The following is a 20866-nucleotide window of genomic DNA, read 5'->3' as shown; positions in this document are numbered from 1 at the left end:
GGCCTGCGGATCGTCCGTGCCGTCTCGGGTGGTCGGAAGGGGCCTGATGCTGTGGGACGGGCACGGGATGGAGCCGGGGCGCGGGGTCTTCCTCGGCGACGCGGGCGGGTGGCGGGTCGTTTGGGCGGGCGGGGCCGGGCTGGGGAGGCGGGTGGTGGGGCGGTTCGACGGGGAGGTCGGGCTGCGGGCCGTGGCGGCGGAGGGGTGGCTGGTCCACCGGGAGGTGCCGGGGTGGAGGCGGCCGGACGGCGGGACCGCCTTCGCCGAGGGCGAGCCGCGGCAGGAGTGGGACGAGCCTACGACGGGCTTCTCCCCGCTGCTCGGGGTGCCCGTGGTCCTCGCCGCGTCCACGGTGTACGCCAAGGGCGCCCCCCGCTCGGTCGTCGCGATGCACGCGGTGCCCGGGATGGAGCTGATGAACGCCTGGGAGACCGGGTTCTCCCACGCGGCGCGCGGCCTCACCGCCGTCGCCGTGGACGGGCGCTGCCTGGTGGCGGCGCGGGCCCCGTGGGAGCCCGACTACCGCGTCTGGGACGCCGAGACGGGCGCGGAGGTCTGCGCCTGGACCCAGGAGCACGAAGGACCGATCGCCGCCGCCGGGTTCGACGGCGAACCCCTCCTGCTGACGGGCGACGGACCGCTCGTGCGGGTCCGCGATCCGCGCACCGGTGCGGAGACCCGGCGGCCCCTGGTGTTCGAGGGCGTCGAGGAGGCCGTGTCGATCTCCGTCGCCGCCGGATACGCCCTGGTTGCCGGGCGGCGCAGGACCGGGCTGTACCCGCTGGCCGGAGGCGCGCCGCTGTGGACGTCCGACGGCGACGGCCCGGACGCGCCCGTCAGCGGCCTCGGCCTGCTCCGCGGCAGGCCCGTGGCCCTGGTCAACACCCCCGGCCGGGCCGAGGAGGCCGCGGATCTCGCCGCCTTCGCCCGGCTGTCCGGGCCCGCCGTCGTGCTCGACCTCCTGACCGGGCGGACGGTCGGCGACCCCCTGCCGTGCCGCGCGTCGAGCGGGGGCTTCCTGGCCGCGGGGGAAGGAACCCTCGCTTACGCCGCGCTCGCGTGGTCCCGGGACGATCCCGGCGACACGTGGGTGTGGGACCCCGAGGTCCCCGACGACGCCCCCGCCTGGCACGGCGGCCCCGTCCGCGCGCTGGTCGGCTTCGTTCTCGACGGGGCCGAGGCGGCGGTCTCCCTCGACGAGGACGGCGACGCCCGCCTGTGGGACCTCGGCGCGCTCGCCCGCGACCCCGGCGCCGCGACGGCGGTCCTGCTCGGCTCCGGCGTCGGCGCCGTCGACGTGGTGGCGCACGGCGGGCGTCCCGCCGTGGTGCTGGGCGGCGCGGGCTTCCTCCGGCTGGTCTCCCCGGCCGACGGCGCGGTGCTCGCCGAGACCGCACTCGGGGCGGACGAGGAGGTCACGGCGCTCTGCCACACCGGCGCCGACGGAACTCTGCGCGTCCTCGCCGGAGTCGCGGTCCCCGGGCCGAAACCCTACGGCCGGTACGGCGCGGTGCGGGCGTGGGCGCCGGGGTCCGAGCCTTCTCCCGCGTTCGGCCAGGACGGCTCCGCGGGCTCGTTCCGCGTCTGCGCCCTGGCCGGGGCCCGCGACGGCGACCGCACGGTCGCCCTGCGGGTGGGCGCGATCTACAACCTCGGCCCGGAGCGGTGGGCCGTCGAGGACGCGGAGTTCCTCGGCACCATCGGCACGGGCGGCGACGTCTACGCCGCGGCCGCCACCGCGCTCGACGGGGTCGCCCATTTCGCCTGCACGACCTACGACGGCGGCGTGGCGCTCAGCCGCGTCTCGGACGGGAGGATCGTCGCACGGCTCGCAGGCGATTCCTACGGAGTGGCTCAGACCCTCGCGGTGTCCGGCGGCCCCCGGCCCCTGATCGCCTCGACGAACCACTTCCGCGTCATGTCGCTCTGGCACGCGCCGGACCCGTCACTCCTGGCGCCCCCCGTCCGTCTCACCCACGCGTCCCTGGCCTGCGCGTGGACCCCGTCCGGCCGCCTGCTGGTCGGCTTCGGCCCGGGCCTCGCCCTGCTGGAGCCGCCCGCCTAGGGCGGGGCCGGGTGCCCACCGTTCCGGGACACCCGGTCCCTGGTCCAGCGACCTGCCACCTCGCGGACCGCGGGCCGGGGCCGGGCGTCCACCCCTCCGGGACGCCCGGTCCCTGGTCTAGCGGCCTGCCACCTCGCGGTAGCGGGCCAGGACCTCGGGGGTCGGCGCGGCGGTGCACTCGACGGTGCCCGCGGCCTCCCACTCGGGCGGCTCGGCGCCTTCGGAGAGGAGCCAGGCGGCCTGGCGGGCCGCGCCGATCGCCACGTACTCGGCCGGTTCCGGCACGAGGACCGGGCGGCCGAAGATGGCCGGGGCAAGGCGCCGGACGGCCTCCGAGCGGGCGCCGCCACCGATGAGGAGGACGCGTTCGGGGGCGATTCCCAGGGCGTCGACCGCGTCGGCGAGATGGCAGAGCAGGCCCTCGACGGCGGCCCGTGCGAAGTGGGCGGCCGTGGAGTTGGCGAGCCTGATGCCGTGCAGGGTGCCGGTCGCGTCCGGGAGGTTGGGCGTGCGCTCTCCCTCCAGGTACGGGACCAGGATGAGCCCGTCGGAGCCCGAGGGGGCCGAGAGGGCGAGGTCGCTCAGCTCCGGCAGGGACACCCGGAGGGTGGCCGCCGCCGCGTCGAGTACCCGGGCGGCGTTGAGCGTCGCGACGAGCGGCAGGTAGCGGCCCGTCGCGTCGGCGAACCCGGCGACCTTGCCGGTGGTGTCGGCGCTCGGCGCGGACGCGACCGCGAAGGCCGTTCCGGACGTGCCGATCGACACGACGACGTCGCCGGGCCGACCGCCGACGCCGAGCATCGCCGCCATGTTGTCGCCGGTGCCGGGGGCGACCGCGATCCCGTTCCACGTGCCGGCCTGCGCGCGCGGCGCGAGCACCTCGGGCAGCCGGGGGACCGCCCCGAACGCGTCGCGCAGGAGGTCGGTCCGGTATTCGCCCGTCGCCGGGGAGAAGTAGCCGGTGCCCGAGGCGTCTCCCCGGTCGGTGACGAGCGCGCCGGTCATCCGCCACGTCAGCCAGTCGTGCGGGAGGCAGACGGCCTCGGTGCGCGCGGCGTTCGCCGGCTCGCTGCGCGCCAGCCAGCGCAGCTTGCCGACGGTGAACGACGCGACCGGGACGCTGCCGACGGCCTCGGCCCAGAATGCGGCGCCCTTCTCTGCGCCGCCCTTCTCGGCGACAAGGTCGGCCGCGTCGGGCGCCGACCGGGTGTCGTTCCACAGCAGCGCGTCGCGCACGACCTCCCCGGAGCCGTCCAGGCAGACCATGCCGTGCTGCTGCGCGCCGACGGAGAGCGCCGCCACGTCGGCGAGCCCTCCGGCGCGCTCCACCGCGGTCTCCAGCGCGCTCCACCAGGCCGCGGGCGCGACGGACGTGCCCGCCGGGTGCGGCGCGGAGCCCTCGCGCACGAGGGCTCCGGTGACGGCGTCGCGGACGACGACCTTGCAGCTCTGCGTGGAGGAGTCGACGCCCGCGACGAGTCGGGGTGCGGTCATCCGCGGACCCCGAGGATGTGCTCGATGGCGAGCTGGTTGAGCCGGGTGTAGGCGCGGTCGCGCTGCCCGGCGGCCTCGGCGTCGAAGTCCTCGGAGAGCAGGTCGGCGAGGGATTCGCCTTCGGCGAGCGCCGGGCGGGCCAGTTCGGGGGCGTGGCTCGCGGCGAGCGCCTCGGCCACCTCGGGGTCCGCGCGGTACGCGGCGGCCTTCTCCTTGAGGATCAGGTAGGTGCGCATGTTGGCGGCGGCCGAAGGCCACACGTCGACGTCGGTGCGCAGCGGCTTGTAGTCGAAGTGGCGGGGGCCCTCGTAGCCGCCGTTCTCCAGCAGGTCGACGAGGAAGAACGCGCTCTTCAGGTCGCCGTGGCCGAAGATCAGGTCCTGGTCGTACTTGGGGCCGTGCTGGCCGTTCAGGTCGATGTGGAAGAGCTTGCCGTGCCACAGCGCCTGGGCGATGCCGTGGACGAAGTTCAGGCCCGCCATCTGCTCGTGGCCGACCTCGGGGTTGAGGCCGACGAGCTCGGGGTGCTCCAGGGAGTTGATGAACGCCAGGGCGTGGCCGATGGTCGGCAGCAGGATGTCGCCGCGGGGCTCGTTCGGCTTCGGCTCGATGGCGAAGCGGAGGTCGTAGCCCTTGTCGATCACGTAGGACGTGAGGATGTCGAAGGACTCCTTGAAGCGGTCCAGCGCGACGCGGACGTCCTTGGCGCCGTCGGACTCCGCGCCCTCCCGGCCGCCCCAGCAGACGTAGGTGGTGGCGCCCAGCTCGGCGGCGAGGTCGATGTTGCGGATGACCTTGCGCAGCGCGTACCGGCGGATGTCCCGGTCGTTGCTGGTGAAGGCGCCGTCCTTGAAGACGGGGTGGGTGAAGAGGTTGGTGGTGGCCATGGGGACCTTGAGGCCCGTGTCGGCCAGCGCGCCCTTGAAGCGCTCGATCGCCTTGGCGCGGTCCTTCTCGACGGCCAGGAGGTCGTCGTCGTGGAAGGTGACGCCGTAGGCGCCCAGCTCGGCCAGCTTGTGGACGGACTCGACGGGGTCGAGGGGCGCGCGGGTGGCGTCGCCGAACGGGTCGCGGGCCTCCCAGCCGACGGTCCACAGACCGAACGTGAACTTGTCCTCGGGCCTCGGGGTGTAGGCGGTCACGGGCTGCTCCTCTTCGAGCGACGGAACCGGCGGGAGGGATCCGACCGGCTTGACTTCGGTAGGACCGGGGGATTTAGTCCATATTATGTACTTAATAAGACCCGATGGAGGTGACATCGTCAAGCCCATGCACGCGAACCCCACACAGGCGCCGGTGCGGCACGGCGCGATGCGCGCGCAGAACCTCGGACTCGTCCTCGGCGAGGTGGCCCGCGGCGGGCCGCTCACCCGCGCGGCCCTGGCCGAGCTGACCGGGCTCACCAAGACGACGGTGTCCCGGCTGGTCGCCGATCTGCTGGACGCCGAGCTGGTGCGGGAGGCCCCGGCCGTCTCCGGCGGGGAGCGCGGCAGGCCCGGCGTGGAGGTCAGCCTGAGCGGCGACCGGGTGGCCGCCCTCGGCCTGGAGGTCAACGTCGCCTACCTCGCCGCGTGCGTCGTCGACCTGACGCGCGACGTACGCGTGCGCAAGGTGATCCACCGGGACAACCGCGCGGAGCGGCCGGAAGACGTCCTGGCCGCCGTGCGCGCGCTAGGGGACGAGGCCGCTTCCGAAGCGTCCGACCTGCTGATCGCGGGCACCGTCCTGGCGATCCCCGGGCCCGTCGGACGGGGCCGGGTGCACAACGCGCCGAACCTCGGCTGGCGCGACGTCGAGGTGGCCGCCCTCTTCGGCCGGCCCGTCACCGTCGAGAACGAGGCCAACATGGCGGCCCTCGGAGAACGCGAGTTCGGCGAGGCCCCGGCGGACTTCCTGTACGTCTCCGGGGAGACGGGCGTCGGAGCGGGCCTCGTCAGCGGAGGCGCCCTCTACCGGGGCGTCCTGGGCGTCGCCGGGGAACTCGGCCATGTGGCCGTCTCCTCCGAGGGCCCGTCCTGCCGGTGCGGGGCGACCGGCTGCCTTGAGGTGTACGCGGGCCGGGACACCCTGCCCTCCTCCGAAGCCCTCGCCTCCGGCGACCTCTCCGCCCTCGAAGCCTGCCGAAGCGCAGGGCACGCCCTGGGCGTCGCCCTGTCTTCCGCCGTCAACCTCCTCGACCCGGGCACGATCGTCCTCGGCGGCGTCTACGCCCCGCTGTTCCCCTGGCTGGCCCCCGCGGTCCGCGAGGTCCTCGCCCAGCGCCTGGCCCGCCTGCGCCCGGCGCTGCCCGCGCTGACCGCCTCCACCACCGGTCCCGACGCCGCGGTCCTGGGCGCCGCCGGCCAGGTGCTGCAGCGCGTCATCCGGGAGCCGGGAACGTACGCCGGACGCTCCGGCGCCTGACCGGCCTCTGGCTTATGTCGGGAAGACAACGGATGTGGGAAGGTGCCCCGCGCACAGAACCTGTGTCGCATTTGCGGAGTCAGAGTAGGTGGTAGATCCCCCGCCCTGATCTGCACGGAGCGATCCAGTAATGCTGTTCAAGCGCCTCCTTCCGCTTTCCCTCATGGCCGTCCTCGCGACGTCCGCCTGCACCTTCCAGCTCGGCGATCCCGTCGCGGTCCAGCCGACCCCGCAGACCTCGGTGAAGACCGACGCGCCGCAGACCGGCGACGGCCCGGCCACCGAGGAGCCCGGCGTCCCGACCGCCAACCAGTCCTTCTCCGACTCCGAGGTCACCCAGGAGATCAACGACGCGGTCGAGGTCGTCAACACCTACTGGCAGACCCACTGGAGCGAGTTCTTCACCGGCACCTACAGCGCGCCGCAGGTCCGCGGCTCCTACTCCGGCACCGACCCGAACCGCTTCACCTGCTCCGGCGAGCCCGCCGCCGAGATGAACGCCTACTACTGCATCCAGGAGGACTACGTCGCCTGGGACTTCAACCTCATGCGCGAGGGCTACGCGCAAGGCGACGCCTGGATCTACCTGGTCGTCGCGCACGAGTGGGGACACGCCATCCAGAACCGCCTCGACGACAGCCTCGTGGACGTGGCCGGCGAGCTCCAGGCCGACTGCCTCGCCGGCGCCGTCCTGTACGGCTCGACCACTGACGGCATCCTCCAGTGGGAGCCCGGCGACACCGCCGAGATCAGCGCGGGCCTGACCACCCTCGGCGACGAGAGCCCCTGGGCCGACCCGAGCAGTCACGGCGACTCCATCGAGCGCGTGAGCGCCTTCGGCAAGGGCCGCATCGGCGGCGTCGCCGGCTGCCTCGCCTCCTCCTGAGCCGGGAGAGGCCCCTGACCGGCGGGGCGCACGGTCAGGGGCCCGGCCCCGCACGCGCCTCAGCCCAGCCGGGTGACCTCCACCCGGACGTCCATGGTGCTGCTCGGGGCCCCGTGGTAGATCCCCTTCAGCGGCGGCACGTCGGTGTAGTCGCGGCCCCGGGCGACGGTCACGTGGCGCTCGCCCACGGAGATGCCGTTGGTGGGGTCGTACGGCACCCAGTCGCCCGCCCAGTACTCGATCCACGCGTGGCTCTGGCCCTCCAGGGTGTCCCCTGGGGAGGCCGAAGGGTCGGGGTGCAGGTAGCCCGAGACATAGCGCGCGGGCAGGCCGACCTCTCTGAGCATTCCGACGGCGAGGTGCGCGAAGTCCTGGCAGACGCCCCGCCCGTCCTCCCACGCCTCCTGCGCGCTCGTGTACACGCTCGTGACGCCCGGCACGTACGCGAGCCGGTCGTGGACCCGTCCGGACACCAGCAGCGCCGCCTCGTGCGGCTCGGCCCCCGCGGTCAGCGCGCGGACCTCCTCGGCGAGGTCCGCCGACAGCTCCGTGCGGGGCGTGGGCACGAGGTACTCCTCCAGCCGAAGGCTCTCCACGCAGGCGGGCAGCTCCGACCAGCTCGGGGAGTCCGGCAGGGGCGCGGGCGCGCTGGTCTCCACGGTGCTGCGCGCCACCAGGACGAGTTCCTCGTGGGTCCCCTGCAGGTCGAAGGACGAGACCTCGCTTCCCCAGTAATCCCAATAGGACCAGACGGGCACGTGCGGCTCGACCGTGAGCCGGTTGCCCAGGACGGTCTGGCCGGGGAGCGTCAAAGGCGCCATCCGCACCTCGTTGTAAGAAGCGCGCGCGTCGCCGTCGTAGGAGACGCGGGTGGTGTGCGTGATCTGAAGTCGCCAGCCCATCTCAGCCCTCCTGTTCCCAGGCCACGGGGAGCGCGTACTGGAAGTACTTGTCGGCGACCGCCTCGGTGGCGCGTACGCAGGTGTGCTGGAGCGCCGTGAGCAGCTCCGGCAGCTGTTCCAGCAGCTGCGCGGCGTCGGTGTACTCCAGCCGGGTGCGCAGCCGGCCGATCGGGCGCCGGGCCGCGTCGGTGAACCCGGCGCGCGCGGGGTCGGGGTCCAGGACGGCGAGGCAGTCCTCGGCGAGGGTCAGCACGTGCAGGACCGAGCGGGGGAACAGCCTGTCCAGGAGGAGGAACGCCGCCACAAGGCGGGGTTCCCCGGTGCCCCCGTGGGTGCGGATGTAGGACTCGTCCGCCCCGCTGGCTCTAAGGAGCATCGACCAGTCGGGCGCGTAGGACGCCGACGGCATCCGCAGCGAAAGCAGCCGGGCCGTCATGTCGATCCGCTCCACGCTGCGTCCCAGGACGAGGAAGTGCCAGCCCTCGTCGCGGCTCATGGTCGCGTCGGCGAGGCCGGAGAACAGCGCGGCCCGCTCCCTGACGTAGCGCAGGAAGACGTGCGGGCCCAGGCGCTCGGCGGCGCGGCGGCGGTCGTCGAGCTCGTGCCAGGTGACGTTCAGGCACTCCCACATCTCGGTGGAGATGACCTCGCGCACGCTGCGGCCGCCCGTGCGGGCCGCCTGGAGCGCGCCGGCGATGGCCGAAGGCGTCCCGTCGTCGTAGGCGAGCCGGGAAAGGACGGTGCCGATGTCGATGCGGCCGTCGCCGGGCGGCACGCCGAGGATCGCCGAGAGGGCGCGGCATCCGGCGTCCACGTCGCCGGACGGTTCCTCCAGCATGCGGTGCAGGTGGACGTCGAGGATGCGGGCGGTGTCGTCGGCGCGCTCGACGTAGCGGCCGATCCAGAAGAGGGTCTCGGCGATGCGGCTGAGCAGTCCTGTGCTCACTGCTGCTGTGCTCCTTCGATCGTCGACCCGTGACCGGGCCCGCCCTGCGGGACGGTGACGTCGGCGAAGGTGCGGGGCAAGGGGATGGGCGGGTCTTCGGGGGCCTGGGCGGACGACCGGTCGGCGGCCAGCACCCAGGTGTCCTTCGAGCCGCCGCCTTGGGAGGAGTTCACGACGAGCTCCCCTTCGGGCAGCGCGACGCGGGTGAGGCCGCCGGGCAGCACCCACACGTCCTCGCCGTCGTTGACCGCGAACGGGCGCAGGTCGACGTGCCGGGGGGCCGGCCCGCGGTCGGTGAGGGTCGGCACGGTCGAGAGCGAGACGGGCCGCTGGGCGAGCCAGCCGCGCGGGTCCCGCACGACGGTCTCGCGCAGCGCCTCGAGGGTCGCGGCGTCGGCGTGGGGGCCGATGACGATGCCCTTGCCGCCCGCCCCGTCGACGGGCTTGAGGACGAGCCGGTCGAGCCGGTCGAGCACCCAGGAGATGACGTCGGGGTCCTCCAGCCGGTAGGACTCGACGTTGTCCAGGACGGGCTCCTCGCCGAGGTAGTACCGGATCATCTCGGGCACATAGGTGTAGATCAGCTTGTCGTCGGCGACGCCGTTGCCGACCGCGTTGGCGATGGTGAGGTTGCCGGCGCGCGCGGCGTTGACGATGCCGGGGCAGCCGATGACGCTCCCCCCGTTGAAGTGCAGCGGGTCGAGGTAGGCGTCGTCTATGCGGCGGTAGATGACATGTACGGGGCGGCGTCCCTGCGTCGTCTGGATGTAGACGCGGTTCCCCGCGCATATCAAGTCGCGGCCTTCGACGAGTTCCACGCCCATCAGACGGGCCAGAAGGGTGTGCTCGAAGTACGCGGCGTTGCCGACGCCGGGTGTGAGCACCGCCACCACGGGGTCGGCGACGTCGCGGGGCGCCGACGCGCGCAGGGCGGCCAGCAGGCGGGCGGGGTACTCGTCGACGGGGTGGACGTGCTGCTCGGCGAAGAGCCCGGGGAACGTCCTGGTCATCGCCAGCCGGTTCTCCATGACGTAGCTCACGCCGGACGGAGTGCGGACGTTGTCTTCGAGGACGCGGAAGCGCCCGTCCTCGTCACGGATGAGGTCGATGCCGGAGATGTGGGCGCGCACCCCGTTGGGCGGCGTGAGCCCGCTCACCTCGCGGTGGAAGTGCGCGGAGGTGCTGATGAGCCGCCACGGCACCAGGCCGTCCTTGAAGATCTCACCGGGCCCGTAGACGTCGGCGAGGAAGGACTCCAGGGCGAGGACCCGCTGCCGGACGCCGCGCTCCAGGGTGGGCCACTCCAGCGCGTCGAGCACCCTGGGGATGAGGTCGAGGGGGAAGGGCCGCTCCTCCCCCGCGTAGTCGAAGGTGACGCCGCGGTCGGTGAAGACGCGTGCCAGCTGGTCGGCCCGGAAGCGCAGCTCGGCCGGGTCCAGCGGTTGCAGCGCCGCCAGGACGGGCCCGTAGGCCGCCCGGGGCACTCCGGCACGTTCGAACATCTCGTCCCAGGCCGCCGCGGGCTGATAGTCATCGAAGATGTCCGCCATGGCTCGGCACAGTAGGTCGCGTCTGTTTCAGGCGAGTGAAGCTTGATCCCTGATCGTGTCAACTCACGCCATTCCTCCCGGTTACCGGTAAACATGAGTGGTTTGCCACATGTTGATGAGTGGTGACCGTGCGGAATGTCCGGATAATATGGAGTGGTAAGATCGCTGCCCCGTTGAAAGACGGTCTTCCATGACGACTGAACCGGTCCCCTCTCTTTCGACCGGCGAGCCGTCCGTCGAACCAGCCGAGTTGAGGAACGCCGTGACCGATCAGCCCGTTTCCGTGTCCGAGGAGACCAACGAGAACACCGCCGCCGACGAGGTGGCCGCCGCTCTCGCCGATTGGCCGACCAACACCGCCAACCCTCGGCGCACCCAGATCTGATCCCGCGCGACTTCGTCCCCGTTCGCCCCAGGGGCCGACGGGGATTCTGCGTTCCCGCGAACGCCCGCAGGCCGCCCGCGCGTACCGACGCGGACGGCCCGGCCGTGAAGCGGCTAGAGGGAGCCGAGGAACAGGGCCTCGGCGTAAGCGAAGTGCTCGATCTCGGACGGGTCCACGCTCTCGTTGGGCGCGTGGATGAGGCAGGAGGGCTCCTCGACCCCGAACAGCATGATCTCCGCGTCGGGATAGGTCCGCTGGAAGACCGTGCACAGAGGGATCGACCCGCCTTGGCCCTGACTCACCGGGTCCTGTCCGAACGCCGACTTGAACGCCTCGCTCATGAGGTTGTACGCCGGGCCGCCCGTGCGCGCGCTGAACGGCTCACCTACCGCCTCGGGCTCGACCGTCAGCCTCACCTGCCAGGGAGCGACCTCCTCCAGGTGCGCGGTGAGCAGCCGCAGCGCCTCGTGCGCGTCGGTGCCCGGCGGCACGCGCAGGTTCAGCCGCGCCCGCGCGCTCGCCTGGACCGCCGCGGCCGACCCGACGACGGGCGGGCAGTCGATGCCGAGCACGGTCAGGGCGGGCCGCGCCCACACGTGGTCGGCGACCGTCCCGCCGCCCGTGAGGCCGACCCCGTCCAGGACCCCGGCGTCCGCGCGGAAGCGGTCCTCGGGATAGGCGACGCCCGCCCAGCGCTGGTCCGCCTCCAGCCCCCGGACCGTCACGTTCCCCTTCTCGTCGTGCAGTGAGCCGAGGACGCGGATGAGCGCGACGAGGGCGTCCGGCGCGGGGCCGCCGTAGGAGCCCGAGTGCATCGGCCCTTCCAGCGTCGCCACCGAGACGACGACGTTCACCGTCCCGCGCAGCGTCCGGGTGAAGGTCGGGACGCCGACCTCGACGTTCCCGCTGTCGGCGACGAGCACGATGTCGGCCCGCGTCAGGTCGGGGTGCGCCGGCACGAACTCCTCAAGCCCCGCCCCGCCCTGTTCCTCCGACCCCTCGGCGACCAGGACGACCCCCACAGGCAGGTCGGGACCCAGCGCGCGCAGAGCCGTCAGGTGCATCACGAGGTTGCCCTTGCAGTCGGCCGCGCCGCGCCCGTACCAGCGGCCGTCCGGCTGGTCGGTGAGATGCCACGGGTCGGTCAGCCAGGCCGTCTCGTCTCCGGGTGGCTGCACGTCGTAGTGGCTGTAGAGGAGAACCGTCGGCTTGCCTGCGGGCGCGGCCTTACGGGCCACGACGGCCACCGACCCATCGGGCATCTCATGGAGCCCCGCGTCGGTCAGGCCCTCGGCCCTGCACGCGTCGAGCACCCATTGGGCGGCGCCCCGGCACTCCTGCTCGGGGTACTGGCTCGGGTCGTACACGGACCGGAACGCCACGAGTTCCGCGAGATCGTCACGGGCCCTCCCCATGAGCCCCCGCACCCTCGTCCGCAACGCTTCGCTCACTGGCCCCTCCCCTATTCCATGGTCACTTCCCGAGCATGCCCCACCGGCGTCCCCGCCCCGGCGCGGGGGTGCCGGCGACGACGTCTCACCGTGATTTCCGGCGGTGGGGGAACCGTCAGGCCGCCGTCCGCTCTACACTCTTGGTGCGGATAAAGGCCTCCCACGGGCCTGAGTCCCCTGCCCTCTCCCGGCATCCGCTGCGATGATCTTGCCGGATTACGGGGAAAGCGCAGGTAGAAGCGTCAAACGGGGGGCGGTAGCTCAGCCGGTCAGAGCAGCGGACTCATAATCCGCCGGTCGTGGGTTCGAGCCCCACCCGCCCCACCCTTCCCCCCTCTCGGGGGTGATCACCCTTCCGCCGGCTCTGACCGTGCGCATGACGGGGCGGCTCGGGAATGTGGGGGTTGCGCGACCGGGGATTGCGGTAGGTCGTCGGTGTGAACGTGATCGCCAGGCGGGTGCTGCAACTCCACGACGTCGACGGGCAAGGGGTCGGCGACGTCGTCGTGTCGATCGGCCAGCCCTACCTCGACCCGGAGGGCGAAGGGGAGTGGGCGTGCCCGTACGCCATCGAGGGGCTCGGCGAGTGGGACGGGCAGTACCAGATCGCCGGTGAGGACGCCGTGCAGGCGCTCCAGCTCGTTCAGGGCGTCATCTGGGGGGTGCTGACGGGCTCGGAGATGAGCCACCGGCTCCGGCTGTGGGGAAGGCCCGATCTGGGCTTCCCGTCGCCGTTCCACCGGGTCAGGGTCGTGCACGAGCCGGCCTCCAACAGCGCCTACATCGGTTTCTCCGGCGTCTTCGACCATGACGGCGACGCCGTCGACCAGCTCGAGCTCGACGGCCGCGACGGGGAGCTCGCGGCGATCCTCGACTTCGCCCACTCCGGGGAGCTGGTCGGCATCGAGCTGTTCGACGCGGCGGTCCGGCTGCCCGAGGGGATGCGGCAGCGCACCCACCCGGCGGAGCCGTGACGGACCCTGTCCCGAATCAGTCTCCACTGACTAGGCTCACCGCCATGTCCAGACTTCGCACCCTCCTCGCGGCGGTCTTCGCCGTCGCCCTCCTGGCCGGATGCAGCGCCGAAGACAAGTCCGGCGCCTCCGACCTGCCGCCCGCCAAGGAACTGCTGGAGCAGTCGGCGACGGCGATGACGGAGATCTCCAGCGTGGCGTTCGGCCTGACGACCGAGGGCACCCCGGACATCCCGGTCAAGGCGATGAACGGCGACCTGCTCCGCAGCGGCGACGCGCAGGGCTCGGTGACCGCCGCGCAGCTGGGCATGACGGTCGAGGTGAAGTTCGTCCTCCTCGGCGAGGATCTGTACTACAACCTCTCGGGCGCCTACGCGAAGACGGACAAGTCGGCCATCACCAGCTTCCTCGACCCGGCCGCCATCCTCGACCCGCAGCGCGGCATCCCCGTCCTCCTCCGGCAGGCCAAGGACGCCAAGACGACGGCCGTCGAAGACGGGGCGGCCAAGATCGACGCCACCCTTCCGGCCGCGGCGGTCTCCGCGATCGGCGTCGCCGTCACCACCGACCTCAAGGGCTCGGTCTGGATCGACGAGGCCACCAAGCGGCTCACCAAGGTCCGGATGGAGCTCCCCGGCGGCTCGGCGACGCTCTCGCTCAACGACTTCAACGCGAACCCCGAGATCAAGGCCCCGAAGTAGATGGCCGGCCGCCGACTGGCGCTCGGCACCGGCGGGGCGGTCGTCCTGCTCGCGTCGCTCGACGCCTATGTGATCGTCACGGTGCTCCTGGACATGGGCGGGGATCTCGGCGTCCCCGTCAACCGTCCGGAACGCCTCATCCCCGTCATCACGGGCTTCCTGCTCGGCTACGTCGCGGCGATGCCGCTGCTCGGCCAGCTGTCGGACAGGCTCGGCCGCCGGGCCGTCCTGCACGCCTGCCTGCTGGCGTTCGCGGCGGGCTCCGCGCTCACCGCGGCCGCCGAGGGCCTCGGCGTCCTGGTCGCCGGACGGGTGCTCCAGGGCATCGCGGGAGGTGCCCTCCTGCCCATCACCATGGCGCTCGCGGGCGACCTGTGGGACGAGCGGCGCAGGCCCGTCGTCCTCGGCGTCGTCGGGGCGCTCCAGGAGCTCGGCAGCGTCCTCGGCCCGCTGTACGGCGCGGGCCTCGCGGCGCTCATAGGCTGGCGCGGGCTCTTCTGGATCAACATCCCGCTCGCCCTGGCCGCCATGGTCGCGCTGCACTTCACCGTGCCGTCCGGACGCCCCGAGCGGACCGGCAAGGTGGACGTCGCGGGCGGGCTCCTGCTCGCCATCGGCCTCGGGCTCCTCGTGGTCGGCACCTACAACGCCGAGCCCGAGACCGGCGCCCTGCCCTCGTACGGCCTGCCGATGATCGCCGGCGGGGCCGGCGCCCTCGTCCTGTTCGCCGTCTGGGAGTACCGCACGCCGCACAAGCTCCTGGACCTCAGCGGCGTCCGTAAAGGGCCCGTCTTCGCGGTGCTCTCCGTCAGCCTCCTCTCCGGCGCGGCCTTGATGGTGACGCTCGTCGACGTCCAGCTCGTCGCCACGACCCTGCTGGGGCGGACCACCACCGAGGGCGCGTTCCTGCTCTCGCGCTTCCTCGTCGCCCTCGCCCTCGCGGCGGTCGCCGGAGGCGTGGTCGCCAGACGCGTCGGCGAGCGGATCCCCCTGGCGGCGGGCATGGCGCTCGCCGGATGCGGCTACCTCCTGGTCTCCGGCTGGCCGCTCGACCCTGCGGCCGCCGCCTACGGGCCGCTCCCGCGGATGGACGTGGACCTCGCCGTCGCGGGGCTCGGCCTCGGGCTCGTCATCGCGCCCGTGTCGTCGGCGATCCTCCGGCTCGTGCCTTCGGGGCAGCACGGCGTGGCGTCCTCCTCCGTCGTGGTGTCCCGGATGATGGGCATGCTGCTCGGTATCGCCGCGGTCTCGGCGTACGGGTTCCACAGGTTCTCCGAGCTGGTCGCGGGGCTCGCGGTGCCGATGCCGTTCGACAACCCGGACTTCAAGGCGGAACTGGCGGTCTACCAGGAAGGGCTCCAGCGCGCTCTGCACACCGAGTACGGGGAGATCTTCCTCATCACCGCGGTGCTCTGCTTCGCGGGCGCGGTCCTCTCCCTCGCGGTGTCCGCGCGGCCCGCCGCCGTGCCCGCGGTCACGCTCGGCAAGGCACTCGACGAAGCGTCCACGACTTCCGGACAGCCGTAACCCCCGGTATCCGTAAGCCAACACTTTGTCAGGATTGTCCGGCGATGGTTACGTCGAAGCCATGCAGCGGATGAGCGGACTGGACGCGAGCTTCTACCTGATCGAGGACGAGAACACCCCCCTGCACGTCGCGGCGGTCATCGTCATGGAAGGCCCCGCGCCCTCCTACGGCGACCTCGTGCGGCTCGTCGCCGCCAAGCTCCCCGGCATGGAGCGCTACCGGCAGCGGGTCAGGTCCGTCCCGCTGCACGCGGGGCGGCCCGGGTGGGTCGACGACCCGCACTTCCAGATCCTGTACCACGTCAGGCACACCGCGGTCCCCGCGCCGGGCGGCCCCGACCAGCTCCGCAACCTCGCCGGACGGGTCGTCGCCCAGCGCCTCGACCCCAAGAAGCCGCTGTGGGAGCTGTATCTCGTCGAGGGCCTCGAAGGGGGCGCCTGGGCGATCATCGGCAAGGTGCACCACTGCATGGTCGACGGGGTCGCCGGGATGGACCTCATCACTTCCCTATTCGAGCTGACGCCCGACGCCCCCCTGCCCGCCCCCGAGCACGCCTGGCGGCCCCGCCCCTCGCCGTCCGGCTTGGCGCTCCTCGCCGACGCGTTCGTCGACAACGCCCTCCAGCCCCTGCGGGCGGCGCGAAGCCTCCCCGGAGACCTCCTCGGCACCGTGCGGCGGGCGCCCCAGATCGTCGACTACGCGGGCGGCCTGGCGCGTCAGCTCTCGCGGTTCACCCGGGCCTCGGCGAGCGTGCTCAACGGCCCGATCGGGCCGCACCGGCGGTGGTACTGGGCGGACGCGACCCTGGACGACGTCAGGGCGATCCGCAAGGCCCACGGGGGCACGGTCAACGACATCGTCCTCGCGGCCGTCACCGGCGGTTTCCGGGCCCAGCTCGCCGGACGCGGCGCGCTCACCCCGGACCGGGTCGTCCGGTCGGCCGTCCCGGTGTCGGTGCGCACCGAGGCGGAACGCGGCATCCCGACCAACCGGGTCTCCTCGGTCTTCGTGAACCTGCCCGTCGGCGATCCCGACCCCGTCGCGCGACTGGCGTACCTGCGCGCCCAGATGGACGACCTGAAATCCACCCGCCAGGAGCAGGGCGGCGCCCGGCTCACCCGGCTGACCGACACCGCGGTCGCGCCCGCGCTGCTCGCGCTCGGCGCCCGCACCCCGATCCGGCTGTTCAACCCGATCGTGCAGACCGTCACCACCAACATCCCCGGCCCGCAGTTCCCGCTGTACATCCTCGGCAGCCGCGTCCGGGCGATGTACCCCTACGTGCCCCTGACGGGCGGCATCCAGATCGCGACGGCCATCTTCAGCTACGCGGGCCGCCTGCACTTCGGCGTCTGCGCCGACTTCGACGGCCAGCCCGACTCGGCGGTCCTCGCCGAGGGCATCGAGGACGCCATCAGGGAACTGCTTCCCTGAGCACGAGGCGGGCGCCCGCCTTGCGGGAGAACTCCCGAACCGCCGACCCCTGGTTGACGGCCAGGGCGAGAAGACCCGAGGAGTCCTTGAACAGCAGAGGGGCGCCCACCGGGACGTCGCCATAGGTCTCGACCCAGGGGACGGCGATCCCGTCGAGGTCGAGAACGGAGCCGTAAGGCAGCGGGCCGAAGGCGTCCGCCAGATCCGGCGGGCGCGCCCCGAGGACGAGGCTGCCGAACGAGTCGGCGTACAAGGCCGTCGCGGTGAGGGAGCCCGGGGAGACGTCCGGCTCGGGCGGGCTCAGGGGCAGCAGCGAGGCGGGCGGCCCGAACTCCGCGAGAGGCACCCCGCACGCCAAGTGGCCCGCCGCGGGCGCGAAGACGTCGCGCCCGTGGAAGGTGCCGGAGAGCTCCGGAAGGCGCAGCCGCGGCTCGGCGAGCACCCGCACCTCGGCGGCACCGCCCAGCGCCTCGGCCGCCTGCGCGAGCAGCCCGTTGTCGGGGCCGACGAGGAGGTCGCCCCGGCCCGTCCGGACGCCGACCGGCAGCCGCGCGGTGCCCACCCCCGGGTCGACCACGGCCACGTGCACGCCGACCGGAAGGTAAGGCAGAGCCTGCGCGAGCAGCATCGCCCCCTCGACCACCGCGTACGGCGTCACCTCGTCGCTGAGCACCTGTACCCGCGCGGCGGGCGCGATCCGGGCGACGACCCCGGCCATGATCCCCGTGTAGGCGGCCCCGAAATCCGTCGTGAGGCTCACAAAGACCGAATCAGCCATTCAGGCACGCTACCGGGCGCGCGGCCCCTCAGCGGCCCTCTCGGCGCGCCGCCAGCAGATCCATGACGAGCGCGGCCGACCAGCTGAAGTCGTGCCCGCCCCGGCCCGTGCCGTCGAACGGGTCGAAGAACTCGCGGAACCCCGACTGGCGCACCAGCCGCAGCGTCGACCCGTGGATCAGGTCCGCGACCGCGCCGAGCCCGTGCTCGCGCACGCCCGCCCAGACGATCCAGTTCGTGCTGATCCAGGCGGGGCCGCGCCAGAACGCCGCGCGGTCGAACGCCGCGGCCTGGATGTCGCAGGTCGGCACCGGATACCCGGCGGACCCGGCGAACCGGGACGACAGCAGCAGATCGGCGAGGCCGCGGACCGCGTGCGCCGGGAGCCCCGGATCCAGCAGGGGCCCGAACGCCGCGACGGTGACCGCGGGGACCGGCTTGCCCGTCCGCACGTCGAGCGCGCGGAAGCACCGCTGCTCGGGATCCCACAGCCGGTCCAGCAGCGCCGCGCGCACCCGCTCGGCCTCCTCCCGGTAGGGCAGCGGGTCTCCCCCGACCACCTCCGCCAGCTCGGCGAGCGCCTGGAAGGAGGCCAGGTACATGCCGTTGACGAGCGGGTCCTCGACGGCGAACGGATGATCGTCGCGGAGGTGGCCACCGGCATAGCCGGCGTTCCTGAAGGCCGTGACGAGCCACACGTACCTGTCGTAGTCCACGCCGGTGGGCGCCGACACGGGGCGGGCGCCCGGGGCGTACCGCATGGGGGGCAGGCGCACGGCCGCCAGGGGACGATCCCAAGCCGGGCTGTTGTCCATGCCCGACTCCCACGGATGGCAGATCGACACGAGCCCCGCCCCGCCGAGGTCGCGGACGGTACCGAGGTAGCGCTGCTGGGCGGCGAGGCGCGGGAAGATCGCGCGGAGGAAGGCCCGGCTGCGCTCGGGGTCCGGAGACACGGCGTGCAGACGGAGCGCGGCGATGGCCTGGATGGGCGGCAGGGTTATCCCGGACGTCTCCACGCCCTTCGGCGCCTCCGCGGCCCCCGCGCTGCGCCACAGCTCCGGCCCCGGGAAGTAGGCGTGCCTCGCGACCTTCGCGTTGAACACGATGTGCGGCACCATTCCGTTGGCCCACTGGCCGCGCAGCACACTCGTCAGCTCCCGCTCGGCCCGCTCGTAGCGGTGCCGGGCCAGGCCCAGGCACACGAAGCCCGAGTCCCAGCTCCACTGGTGCGGGTAGAGGCCCGGGGACGGCACGGTGGCCGACCCCGTCCAGTTGGCGTCCAGCACCCTGGCCGCCGCCTGCCAGAGGACGGTCTCGTCACCGGTCAGTCGCGGGCTCATCACCCCAGCGTGAACCTGCGCTCGCGTTCTGGAAAGCCCCTGTCAGGTGGTCATCATCTCTTCCCGGCTCTCCCGGTGCAGGCGGTCGTTCACCTTCTGCCGCGCCGAGGTCGCCGCCTCCCCCGTCCTGGCCCACCCGTCCTTGGCCAGCTCACCCGCCCGGTGCGCCCCCTTGGCCCCCACCTCGGCGGCCTGCTCCTTCACCGAGGTCGCCGCCGTCTGCACCGCCGGATGCCCCCACACCTCCAACGCCGCCTTCTTGATCTGCTCGTACCTCTCGCGCCCGGCCCGCGCCCCCAGCACATACCCCACGGCCACCCCACCCGCGAAGATCGCCCGCTTCATCCTGCTCCCCCCACCCGCTCTCGATGTCTCTTCCCCACCCCCTACCCGCCCTCACCCCGCCGATGCGCGACCACCCCCGAAGATGCGCTAATGTAGACGCGCTGGCAGGGAGAACCCCACTCCCCCAGACGCAATCCCGCGTAGCTCAATTGGCAGAGCAGCCGGCTGTTAACCGGCAGGTTATTGGTTCGAGTCCAATCGCGGGAGCTGGGCCGACTGGCCCACCTTCCCAGCTCAGGGCCGGTTCTTCTCCCGAAGAACCGGCCCTGAGGCGTTGGTGAGTATCTAAGTGAGTACCTACGACGCTTTCTCGCCCTCTTCACCCGCCGGAAAGATCCGGTCCATTGCCTTCGCGCCCTCCTGGATCACCGGCCCAATCCGCTTCCGGCAGACCTCCTCCGTGACCTGAGTCCCGAAGTGCGATCACGCAGCGCGCGGGCGGCTTGAGCGTACGGCGCGACTTCCTCGTCTGGTGCCGCCGGTGGCTCGCACAGACCTGCACGCGTAGATCGCGAATTCCTCGTGGTCCCGGCCCGCTTCCCCCGTGGGGCGCCACGTGCCGGCGCTCCTGTCGTAGGCGACGACGTTTGACCACGGGAGCTTGCGTCAGCTCGGCAACGGGCCGCGCGCCGAGCCGCGGACTCGTTAGGCTTCGGGACGTTCTGGACGTGCATGTGAGGGCGGTGAAGAGACATGGCCGACTGGAAGGCCGTGGCCAAGGTCGTCAACGAGCGGATGGCCGAACTCGGGCTGGCGGAGAAGCGGGTGTCGGAGCGATCCGGCCTCACGATCGCGACGCTCCGCAAGATCCGCAACGCCGACCCTCAGCACCGTGACGTCGTCACCCTGACGGGCCTGTCCCGGGTGCTCGGGCTTCCCGAGGACCACCTGGAGCGGCTGGCCTTCGGCGGAGGGGAGAAGGTCACCTTGTCCGTCGGCTCAGCGGTCCTGAGCGAGCGGGTCGCCGCTCTGGAAGCGGAACTCATCGCGCTCCGAGCCCGCGTCGCGGCCCTGGAGTCGGACGCCCGGCCTTGACCGGTCTGGCACCCGCCGGACCTTCTCACTCCGGCTTCTCGACCGCCTTGTCACGGGCGGGCTCCGGTTCGAGTGGAGGTTTCGGGTCATGCTGTGGATAAACCCTGGGCGGCGTGGGCGGCTGGGGTAGGTTGTGGGGATGGTGCGGCTGGAGCGGGCGGTGCGGGGGAAACTCGGACTTGAGCGCGGTGAGCGGGTGCTCGCGGTGGCGGGCACGCGCGGAGGGTCCCATGTGGTGGTGAGCCGATTCGCGTTGTTCGTGCCCGATGGGGAGGGCGGGTTCCAGCGGGTGCCGTGGGAGCGGGTGCTGCGGGCCTCGTGGAACGGCGAGTGGCTGCACGTGTGGGGCGACGACGGGGAGCACCACATCCGGCTGACGGAGCCGGGATCGGTGCCCGAGCTCGTGCAGGAACGGGTCACCTCCACGGTGGTGGTCACCCGGTACTTCGCGTTCGGGGACGACGGCGGGGTCCGCGTCGTCGGACGCAAGGCCACCCACGGCAAGCCGTCACCGGCGCCGGACGGGCTGCTCTGGTCCCTCGTCTACGACGACGACCTCGATGCGACCGACCCGGGCGTCAAGAACAAGGCGGAACAGCTCCTCCTCGCCGTCAGGCGCGAGATCGGGCTGTGACCCTTGCCCCGCC

General features: G+C 72.7%; 19 protein-coding genes and 2 tRNA genes. 12 read left to right on the top strand and 9 right to left on the bottom strand.

What is annotated here, in order from left to right; translation table 11 throughout:
* Window positions 1-16 precede the first annotated feature (16 nt).
* Window positions 17-2065: a hypothetical protein gene (locus EDD29_RS06120; protein WP_148085886.1), complete on the top strand. Its 2049-nt coding sequence runs from the start codon at window positions 17-19 to the stop codon at window positions 2063-2065.
* 117 nt (window positions 2066-2182) lie between these two features.
* On the opposite strand, the gene xylB is transcribed toward EDD29_RS06120, so the two are convergent.
* A complete protein-coding gene (gene xylB, locus EDD29_RS06115) occupies window positions 2183-3559 on the bottom strand; it encodes a xylulokinase (RefSeq protein ID WP_123663127.1) in 1377 nt (458 codons plus the stop codon).
* The gene (gene xylA, locus EDD29_RS06110) at window positions 3556-4701 is read right to left on the bottom strand and encodes a xylose isomerase (protein ID WP_123663125.1); all 1146 of its coding nucleotides are present in this window, start codon (window positions 4699-4701) and stop codon (window positions 3556-3558) included. Before xylA ends, xylB begins: the two co-directional genes overlap by 4 nt.
* 127 nt (window positions 4702-4828) lie before the next feature.
* Between xylA and EDD29_RS06105 the strand changes: the two genes are divergently transcribed.
* Both EDD29_RS06105 and EDD29_RS06100 read left to right on the top strand, forming a co-directional pair.
* A complete protein-coding gene (locus EDD29_RS06105) occupies window positions 4829-5962 on the top strand; it encodes an ROK family transcriptional regulator (RefSeq protein ID WP_123663123.1) in 1134 nt (377 codons plus the stop codon).
* Between the two features lie 130 nt (window positions 5963-6092).
* Complete coding sequence (locus EDD29_RS06100) at window positions 6093-6848, top strand: neutral zinc metallopeptidase (protein WP_123663121.1); 756 nt, start codon at window positions 6093-6095, stop codon at window positions 6846-6848.
* 59 nt (window positions 6849-6907) lie between these two features.
* Here the strand turns inward: EDD29_RS06100 and EDD29_RS06095 are convergent, their stop codons facing one another.
* From EDD29_RS06095 to EDD29_RS06085, 3 genes are read right to left on the bottom strand one after another with little or no spacing between them, the layout of a single operon-like run.
* Window positions 6908-7750, bottom strand: a complete 843-nt coding sequence (locus EDD29_RS06095) for a transglutaminase family protein (RefSeq protein WP_123663119.1) — start codon at window positions 7748-7750, stop codon at window positions 6908-6910.
* Window position 7751: 1 nt separating this feature from the next.
* Window positions 7752-8696: an alpha-E domain-containing protein gene (locus EDD29_RS06090; protein ID WP_123663117.1), complete on the bottom strand. Its 945-nt coding sequence runs from the start codon at window positions 8694-8696 to the stop codon at window positions 7752-7754.
* Complete coding sequence (locus EDD29_RS06085) at window positions 8693-10246, bottom strand: circularly permuted type 2 ATP-grasp protein (protein ID WP_123663115.1); 1554 nt, start codon at window positions 10244-10246, stop codon at window positions 8693-8695. Before EDD29_RS06085 ends, EDD29_RS06090 begins: the two co-directional genes overlap by 4 nt.
* A gap of 262 nt (window positions 10247-10508) precedes the next feature.
* On the opposite strand from EDD29_RS06085, the gene EDD29_RS47580 reads away from it, so the two are divergent.
* Complete coding sequence (locus EDD29_RS47580) at window positions 10509-10631, top strand: hypothetical protein (RefSeq protein WP_281280848.1); 123 nt, start codon at window positions 10509-10511, stop codon at window positions 10629-10631.
* Window positions 10632-10744: 113 nt separating this feature from the next.
* Here EDD29_RS47580 and EDD29_RS06080 read toward each other — a convergent pair whose 3' ends face one another.
* The gene (locus tag EDD29_RS06080; protein WP_123663113.1) at window positions 10745-12082 is read right to left on the bottom strand and encodes a dipeptidase; all 1338 of its coding nucleotides are present in this window, start codon (window positions 12080-12082) and stop codon (window positions 10745-10747) included.
* Window positions 12083-12332: 250 nt separating this feature from the next.
* On the opposite strand from EDD29_RS06080, the gene EDD29_RS06075 reads away from it, so the two are divergent.
* The 5 genes from EDD29_RS06075 (at window position 12333) to EDD29_RS06055 (ending at window position 16719) form a co-directional block, all read left to right on the top strand.
* Window positions 12333-12406 (top strand) — tRNA-Ile (locus EDD29_RS06075).
* Between the two features lie 113 nt (window positions 12407-12519).
* On the top strand, window positions 12520-13056 hold the full coding sequence (locus EDD29_RS06070) for a DUF2283 domain-containing protein (protein WP_123663111.1): 537 nt from the start codon (window positions 12520-12522) through the stop codon (window positions 13054-13056).
* Between the two features lie 44 nt (window positions 13057-13100).
* A complete protein-coding gene (locus EDD29_RS06065) occupies window positions 13101-13757 on the top strand; it encodes an LppX_LprAFG lipoprotein (protein ID WP_123663110.1) in 657 nt (218 codons plus the stop codon).
* Window positions 13758-15284 carry an MFS transporter gene (locus EDD29_RS06060; protein ID WP_123663108.1) on the top strand — a complete coding sequence of 509 codons (1527 nt, stop codon included), beginning with the start codon at window positions 13758-13760 and terminating at the stop codon, window positions 15282-15284.
* Window positions 15285-15354: 70 nt separating this feature from the next.
* Window positions 15355-16719, top strand: coding sequence for a WS/DGAT/MGAT family O-acyltransferase (locus tag EDD29_RS06055; protein WP_211359571.1), 1365 nt, complete (start codon window positions 15355-15357; stop codon window positions 16717-16719).
* Here the strand turns inward: EDD29_RS06055 and EDD29_RS06050 are convergent.
* From EDD29_RS06050 to EDD29_RS06040, 3 genes are read right to left on the bottom strand one after another with little or no spacing between them, the layout of a single operon-like run.
* Window positions 16700-17497 (bottom strand): SAM hydrolase/SAM-dependent halogenase family protein, encoded by a 798-nt coding sequence (locus tag EDD29_RS06050; protein WP_123663104.1) that lies wholly within the window; start codon window positions 17495-17497, stop codon window positions 16700-16702. The genes EDD29_RS06055 and EDD29_RS06050 overlap by 20 nt on opposite strands.
* A 28-nt stretch (window positions 17498-17525) precedes the next feature.
* Window positions 17526-18839: an amylo-alpha-1,6-glucosidase gene (locus EDD29_RS06045; protein ID WP_123663102.1), complete on the bottom strand. Its 1314-nt coding sequence runs from the start codon at window positions 18837-18839 to the stop codon at window positions 17526-17528.
* Between the two features lie 42 nt (window positions 18840-18881).
* Window positions 18882-19184 carry a hypothetical protein gene (locus tag EDD29_RS06040; protein ID WP_123663100.1) on the bottom strand — a complete coding sequence of 101 codons (303 nt, stop codon included), beginning with the start codon at window positions 19182-19184 and terminating at the stop codon, window positions 18882-18884.
* A gap of 134 nt (window positions 19185-19318) precedes the next feature.
* On the opposite strand from EDD29_RS06040, the gene EDD29_RS06035 reads away from it, so the two are divergent.
* From EDD29_RS06035 to EDD29_RS06025, 3 genes are all read left to right on the top strand, one after another.
* Window positions 19319-19391: transfer RNA gene (locus tag EDD29_RS06035), tRNA-Asn, on the top strand.
* 486 nt (window positions 19392-19877) lie between these two features.
* Complete coding sequence (locus tag EDD29_RS06030) at window positions 19878-20219, top strand: hypothetical protein (RefSeq protein WP_123663097.1); 342 nt, start codon at window positions 19878-19880, stop codon at window positions 20217-20219.
* A gap of 139 nt (window positions 20220-20358) precedes the next feature.
* Window positions 20359-20853 (top strand): hypothetical protein, encoded by a 495-nt coding sequence (locus EDD29_RS06025; RefSeq protein ID WP_123663095.1) that lies wholly within the window; start codon window positions 20359-20361, stop codon window positions 20851-20853.
* The last annotated feature ends 13 nt before the right edge of the window (window positions 20854-20866 follow it).

Source organism: Actinocorallia herbida, assembly GCF_003751225.1.
In the GTDB taxonomy this organism is placed as follows: Bacteria; Actinomycetota; Actinomycetes; order Streptosporangiales; family Streptosporangiaceae; genus Actinocorallia; species Actinocorallia herbida.
This window is presented reverse-complemented; position numbering and strand designations above follow the sequence as displayed.

Coding starts and splice junctions, on each gene's coding strand:
- xylB (WP_123663127.1), bottom strand. CDS start 3,559: ATGACCGCACCCCGACTCGTCGCGGGCGTCGACTCCTCCACGCAGAGC.
- EDD29_RS06105 (WP_123663123.1), top strand. CDS start 4,829: ATGCACGCGAACCCCACACAGGCGCCGGTGCGGCACGGCGCGATGCGC.
- EDD29_RS06100 (WP_123663121.1), top strand. CDS start 6,093: ATGCTGTTCAAGCGCCTCCTTCCGCTTTCCCTCATGGCCGTCCTCGCG.
- EDD29_RS06095 (WP_123663119.1), bottom strand. CDS start 7,750: ATGGGCTGGCGACTTCAGATCACGCACACCACCCGCGTCTCCTACGAC.
- EDD29_RS06085 (WP_123663115.1), bottom strand. CDS start 10,246: ATGGCGGACATCTTCGATGACTATCAGCCCGCGGCGGCCTGGGACGAG.
- EDD29_RS06065 (WP_123663110.1), top strand. CDS start 13,101: ATGTCCAGACTTCGCACCCTCCTCGCGGCGGTCTTCGCCGTCGCCCTC.
- EDD29_RS06060 (WP_123663108.1), top strand. CDS start 13,758: ATGGCCGGCCGCCGACTGGCGCTCGGCACCGGCGGGGCGGTCGTCCTG.
- EDD29_RS06055 (WP_211359571.1), top strand. CDS start 15,355: ATGAGCGGACTGGACGCGAGCTTCTACCTGATCGAGGACGAGAACACC.
- EDD29_RS06050 (WP_123663104.1), bottom strand. CDS start 17,497: ATGGCTGATTCGGTCTTTGTGAGCCTCACGACGGATTTCGGGGCCGCC.
- EDD29_RS06045 (WP_123663102.1), bottom strand. CDS start 18,839: ATGAGCCCGCGACTGACCGGTGACGAGACCGTCCTCTGGCAGGCGGCG.
- EDD29_RS06040 (WP_123663100.1), bottom strand. CDS start 19,184: ATGAAGCGGGCGATCTTCGCGGGTGGGGTGGCCGTGGGGTATGTGCTG.
- EDD29_RS06030 (WP_123663097.1), top strand. CDS start 19,878: ATGGCCGACTGGAAGGCCGTGGCCAAGGTCGTCAACGAGCGGATGGCC.
- EDD29_RS06025 (WP_123663095.1), top strand. CDS start 20,359: ATGGTGCGGCTGGAGCGGGCGGTGCGGGGGAAACTCGGACTTGAGCGC.